This window comes from Streptomyces pathocidini, from assembly GCF_001418495.1.
GTDB lineage: Bacteria > Actinomycetota > Actinomycetes > Streptomycetales > Streptomycetaceae > Streptomyces > Streptomyces pathocidini.
The window spans coordinates 1-5150 of sequence record NZ_LIQY01000163.1; the positions used below are offsets into that span (position 1 = coordinate 1).

5 protein-coding genes are annotated in these 5150 nt (G+C 73.0%); 3 read left to right on the forward strand and 2 right to left on the reverse strand.

What is annotated here, in order from left to right; all coding sequences use genetic code 11:
• Positions 1-62 precede the first annotated feature (62 nt).
• From AOK16_RS09925 to AOK16_RS09935, 3 genes are all read left to right on the forward strand, one after another.
• Entirely contained in the window at positions 63-929 is an 867-nt protein-coding gene (locus tag AOK16_RS09925; protein WP_055471881.1) for an N-acetylmuramoyl-L-alanine amidase, read from the forward strand.
• Positions 930-1023: 94 nt separating this feature from the next.
• Positions 1024-1851, forward strand: a complete 828-nt coding sequence (locus AOK16_RS09930; RefSeq protein WP_079101222.1) for a hypothetical protein — start codon at positions 1024-1026, stop codon at positions 1849-1851.
• Positions 1852-2060: 209 nt separating this feature from the next.
• A complete protein-coding gene (locus AOK16_RS09935) occupies positions 2061-3071 on the forward strand; it encodes an LLM class F420-dependent oxidoreductase (protein WP_055471885.1) in 1011 nt (336 codons plus the stop codon).
• 134 nt (positions 3072-3205) lie between these two features.
• Here the strand turns inward: AOK16_RS09935 and AOK16_RS09940 are convergent, their stop codons facing one another.
• Together AOK16_RS09940 and AOK16_RS09945 are read right to left on the reverse strand one after the other, a co-directional pair.
• Entirely contained in the window at positions 3206-4276 is a 1071-nt protein-coding gene (locus AOK16_RS09940; RefSeq protein ID WP_055471883.1) for a prenyltransferase/squalene oxidase repeat-containing protein, read from the reverse strand.
• The gene (locus AOK16_RS09945; protein ID WP_055471884.1) at positions 4273-5004 is read right to left on the reverse strand and encodes a class I SAM-dependent methyltransferase; all 732 of its coding nucleotides are present in this window, start codon (positions 5002-5004) and stop codon (positions 4273-4275) included. The genes AOK16_RS09940 and AOK16_RS09945 overlap by 4 nt, the downstream gene beginning before the upstream one ends.
• Between the last annotated feature and the right edge of the window lie 146 nt (positions 5005-5150).

The following is a 5150-nucleotide window of genomic DNA, read 5'->3' on the forward strand; positions in this document are numbered from 1 at the left end:
GTACTCCGCCGAACAGGCGACGGCGTGTGAGCCGGGCTAGCATCGCGAGAGTGTACGGATTCGTGGATAACCGCAGCTCACGGCCTTCCCGTAACGCACCCGACAGGATCCCCGCCCTCCGCCGCCGCGCCGCGGCCGTATGTCTGGCCGCCGGGCTCGCGGCGCTCGTACCCGCCTGTTCCCCCGACTCCCCCGCCGGCGGCACCGGCCCGTCCGCCCGCGCCGGACACGGCGAGCGCGGCGAGCGCGCCGCCCGCCCGCTGGCGGGCAGGACCGTGGTGATCGACCCCGGCCACAACCCCTCCAACGCCGATCACCCCGACGAGATCAACCGCATCATCGACATGGGCACCGGCCGCAAGCCCTGCGACAACGTCGGCGCGTCCACCAACGACGGCTACGCCGAGGCCGAGTTCACCCTCGACGTCTCGCGCCGCATCCGCACCCTCCTCGAACGGCAGGGCGCCACCGTGAAGTTCACCCAGGACGGCGACCGCCCGTACGGGCCGTGTGTCGACGAGCGGGCGAGGATCGGCAACAAGGCGAAGGCGGACGCGGCCGTCTCCGTCCACGCGGACGGCGCGGGCCCGGGCAACCGCGGCTTCCACGTCATCCTCCCCGAGAAGGTCAAGAAGGGCCCCGCGGACACCGCGCCGATCGTCGCCCCCTCGCGCGAGCTCGGCGAGCGCATCGCCGAGACCTTCGCCCGCACGACGGGCAGCGGGCCCGCCAACTACGTCGGCGACGGCACGGGATTGGACGTACGGGACAATCTCGGCGGACTCAACCTCTCGACGGTTCCGAAGGTCTTCATCGAGTGCGGGAACATGCGCGACGCGCAGGACGCCGCCCGGCTGACCGACCCGCGGTGGCGGCAGCGGGCGGCGCAGGGAATCGCGAACGGGATCGAGACGTACCTCACGGCGTGAGGATGCGTACGGCACGGGCGTGAGGCCCCGGCGACGGACCGCTACATTCCCTCCGTACGATGGGGCCACCCCCGCGACCGACTAAGGACCTTACGTGAATATCCGTTCCCTCACTCGAGGCGACGGCGTGGTGATCGGAGCAGCGGTGTTGCTGTTCATCGCCTCGTTCCTCGACTTCTACTCCGTCGACTGCAACGGCGATCTCTGCGACCGCGGCAACGTCCCCGGCGCGTGGGACTCCTCGCTCTTCCCGGTGCTGCCCTCGATCTACCTCGCCGGGCTGATCGCCGCGGGCCTGTTCGTGGCCGCCCGCTTCCAGCCCGCGGGACGGAAGGTCGCCGGGCTCGGGCTGGAGCAGTGGGGGATCGCGCTGGCGGTGTTCGCGGTGTGGAGTGCGCTGTGGACGATCGTCGGGGGTCCGGACGTCGAGACGATCGGCCCGGGCGCGGGCCAGATCCTCGGCCTGCTCGCGACGTTCGTGCTCGCGGCCGGGACGATCCTGGGCGCGTCCGTCCCCGCCCTGCAGACCCCGCTGCTGAGCGCGCCCCGGCAGCAGACGCCTTCGCCGTACGGGGTGGCGCCGAACGCCGGGTACGGGTACCCGGGCCCGGCCGCCCAGCAGGGCGCGTCCTCGCCGTACGGCGCGACGCAGCCGGGGCAGCCGTACGGGCAGCCGGCGGGCTACGGTGCCCAGCAGCCGACCCAACCCGGCCAGCCCGGCGGGGAGTTCGCGCCGTTCTGGTTCGCGGTGCCGGTGACGCGGCCGCTGTACGGTGAGGACGGCTCGCCGACGCCGATCGCCGAACTGGCGCCCGGCACGTGGTATCTGGCCGTGGACCAGCGCGGGCAGGCGCTGGTCGCGCAGACCCAGGACGGGCGCCGCGGCGTCCTCCAGGACACCACGGGAATCCAGCGCGGCTGACCCGCCCCGCCTCTTCGCGGCCTCCGCCCTTGTGGGTGGAGGCCGCGGCGTTTACCGTGCCTGCCGAGGATGTCTGACGGGGCGTCATATTTCGGCCTTGTCCGGGGTCCGAGGCCACGGCCCAGGCCACCGCCTGCGGAGGCCCGGGAACGGCCGGACGCGAACCCGCGCCAACGCGGCGCGCGGCCATGAGGGAGGTGACCCGCGGCATGCGACTGGGTCTGGCGCTCGGATACTGGGGCCGGGGCCCCAACCCCGAACACCTCACGCTCGCCACCGAGGCGGAGCGCCTCGGCTACGCCTCCGTGTGGACCGCCGAGGCCTGGGGCTCGGACGCCTTCACCCCCCTCACCTGGATCGCTGCCCACACCACCCGGATCGGACTGGGCACCGCCATCGCCCAGATGGCGGCCCGCTCCCCCACCGCCACGGCCATGCACGCCCTCACCCTCGACCACCTCTCCGGCGGCCGGATGATGCTCGGCCTCGGCCTGTCGGGGCCGCAGGTCGTCGAGGGCTGGTACGGGCGCCCGTTCCCGAGGAGCCCGCTCACCGCGACCCGCGAGTACATGGACGTGGTCCGCCAAGTCCTGTGCCGCGAGGGCCCGGTGGAGGTGGCCGGACGCTTCCACTCCCACCCGTACACCGGCCAGGACGGTACGGGCCTGGGCAAGCCGCTCAAGCCGATCACGCATCCCCTGCGCCCCGGGCTCCCCGTCCTGCTCGGCGCGGAGGGCCCGAAGAACATCGCCCAGACCACCCGCATCGCCGACGGCTGGCTGCCGCTGTACTGGTCCCCGTTCCGCACCGACGTGTACGAGGTCTCGCTGGCCGAGGCGCCCGAGAACTTCATGATCGCCCCCATGGCGCGGGCACGGCTGTGCGAGGACGTCGCGGAGGGGCTGCTGCCGGTGAAGGCGATGCTCGGCTTCTACATCGGCGGCATGGGCCACGCGGCACGCAACTTCCACGCCGACCTGATGGCCCGGATGGGCTTCGAGTCCGAGGCGCGCCGCATCCAGGAGCTGTTCCTGGCGGGCCGCCGCGCGGAGGCCGTCCAGGCCGTCCCGGACGCCTTCGCGGACGAGATCTCCCTCGTCGGCCCCCGCGCCCGCATCGCCGAACGCCTGGCCCTGTGGCGCAAGGGCCCGGTCACCGACCTGCTGGTCACGGCCCCCGACCTGCCGACCCTACGAGCCCTGGCCGAACTGAACGCATAGCCGACAAGTTCCCCGTCGGCCCACACGGTCGAGTGATCTCCAACCAACGGCCCCTCGGCAACCCGGCAGCGAACCTACGCTGATGTTCAACGGCGAGCCGCGCGCGGTGGGGTGCAGCTTGGTCGGGACTTCGGTCAGCAGCAGTCGGGTTCCAGGCCTCGGGGGAGGCGCTCGCCGGCGAAGACGGTGGTGGTGGCCTCGTCGCCGCCGAGGGCCGCGGCGGCCAGGAGGAGGGAGCCGGCCGTCCAGGTGGTGCGCTCCTCGGGCCAGATCGCCTCGTCCTCGTAGACGTACCCGGTCCAGTAGAGGCCGTCGTCGGCGCGGAGGTGCTGGATCCAGCGGAGGATCTCCACGGCGCGGTCGGACTCGCCCATCGCCCAGAGGGTGAGGGCGAGTTCGCAGCTCTCGCCGCCGGTGACCCAGGGGTTGGGGTCGACGCAGCGCACCCCCAGGCCGGGGACGACGAAGCGGTCCCAGTCCGGGCCGAAGACGCGCTCCTTCGCGGCCGCGCCGGTGAGGGCCCCGCCGAGGACGGGGTAGTACCAGTCCATCGAGTAGCGGCCCTTGTCCAGGAACCGCTCGGGGTGGTGGCGTATCGCGTGCCGCAGGCAGCCCGCCGCCAACTCCCAGTCCGGCTGCGGCTCTTCGCGCTGCTCGGCGATGGCCAGGGCGCAGCGCAGGGCCTGGTGGACGGAGGAGGAGCCGGTCAGGAGCGCGTCGGCGACCGGCGCCCCGTCGGACTCGCGCTTCCAGCCGATCTGCCCGCCGGGCTGCTGGAGGCCCAGCACGAACTCCACGGCCGCGTAGACGGTGGGCCACAGCCGGTCGAGGAAGGCGTCGTCGCCGGTGGACAGGTAGTGATGCCAGGCGCCCACGGCGACGTAGGCGACGAAGTTGGACTCCCGGCCGCGGTCGGCCGGTTCGGCCGCGTCCCCGTCCGCGTACGCCGCGTACCAGGACCCGTCCGGATTCTGGTGGCGCGCCAGCCAGCGGTACGCGGCCTCCGCGCGCTCGTGCTCCCCCGCCGCGTCCAGCGCCATCGCGGCCTCGACGTGGTCCCACGGGTCGAGGTGGTGCCCGCGGAACCACGGTATGGCGCCGTCCTCGCGCTGCACGGCGGCGATGCCCGCGACCGTCTGCGCGGCCTGCTCCGCGGTGAGGACCCCCGGCAGGACCAGCCGCTCGGTGCGCCCTGGAGACGTCACACGCCCGCCTTCGGGGTGTGCGGCTTGGTGGCGTACGCGACGAAGCTCTTGCCGATCAGCGGGTTGAGCGCCCGCTCCACGGTCCGGGTGGCGAGCGGCTTCTTCATGATGTCCCAGACCAGCAGCTTGTGGTACGCCTTCACCGGCAGCGCCCGCTCGTTGTCCACGCCGAAGGCGCACTTGAGCCACCAGTACGGGGAGTGCAGCGCGTGCGCGTGGTGCGAGCCGTACGGCTTGAGGCCGGCCTCGCGCATCTTCCGCAGCAGTCCGTCGGCGCGGTAGATGCGGATGTGGCCACCCTCGACCTCGTGGTACGCGTCGGACAGCGCCCAGCAGATCCGCTCGGGGCCGTAGCGCGGCACGGTCACGGCGATCCGTCCGCCGGGCCTGAGGACGCGCACCATCTCGGCCAGCACCCCCTTGTCGTCGGGGATGTGTTCCATGACCTCGGAGATGATCACGACGTCGAAGCTGTCGTCGGGGAACGGCAGGGCGAGCGCGTCGCCCTCCATCGCGGTCGCGGTCGCCCCCGCGGGCGCCTCACCGGCCTCCTCCATGGCGGCGAACCACTTGGCGACCTCGCGGATCTCCGCCCCGTTCCGGTCGAGCGCCACGACCCGCGCCCCGCGCCGATAGCACTCGAAGGCGTGGCGCCCGGCACCACACCCCAGATCCAGCACACGATCGCCCGCGGCGAGGGGGAAGCGAGTGAAGTCGACGGTCAGCAAGACGCTCCGCTTTCGTCCAGGGGGACAGGTGAGTTGACGGCCGAGGGTCTGGGGGTCGCCCTCTTTCCGCCGCGACGGCGAGCCATCGGTACAGCGTGGCCCGAATCGGGGCACTCCCCCCAACGGCCGCCGGGGGCACCCCCACC

Excerpts from the sequence above, each read along its gene's own strand:
- AOK16_RS09935 (WP_055471885.1), top strand. The coding sequence starts at position 2,061 with ATGCGACTGGGTCTGGCGCTCGGATACTGGGGCCGGGGCCCCAACCCC.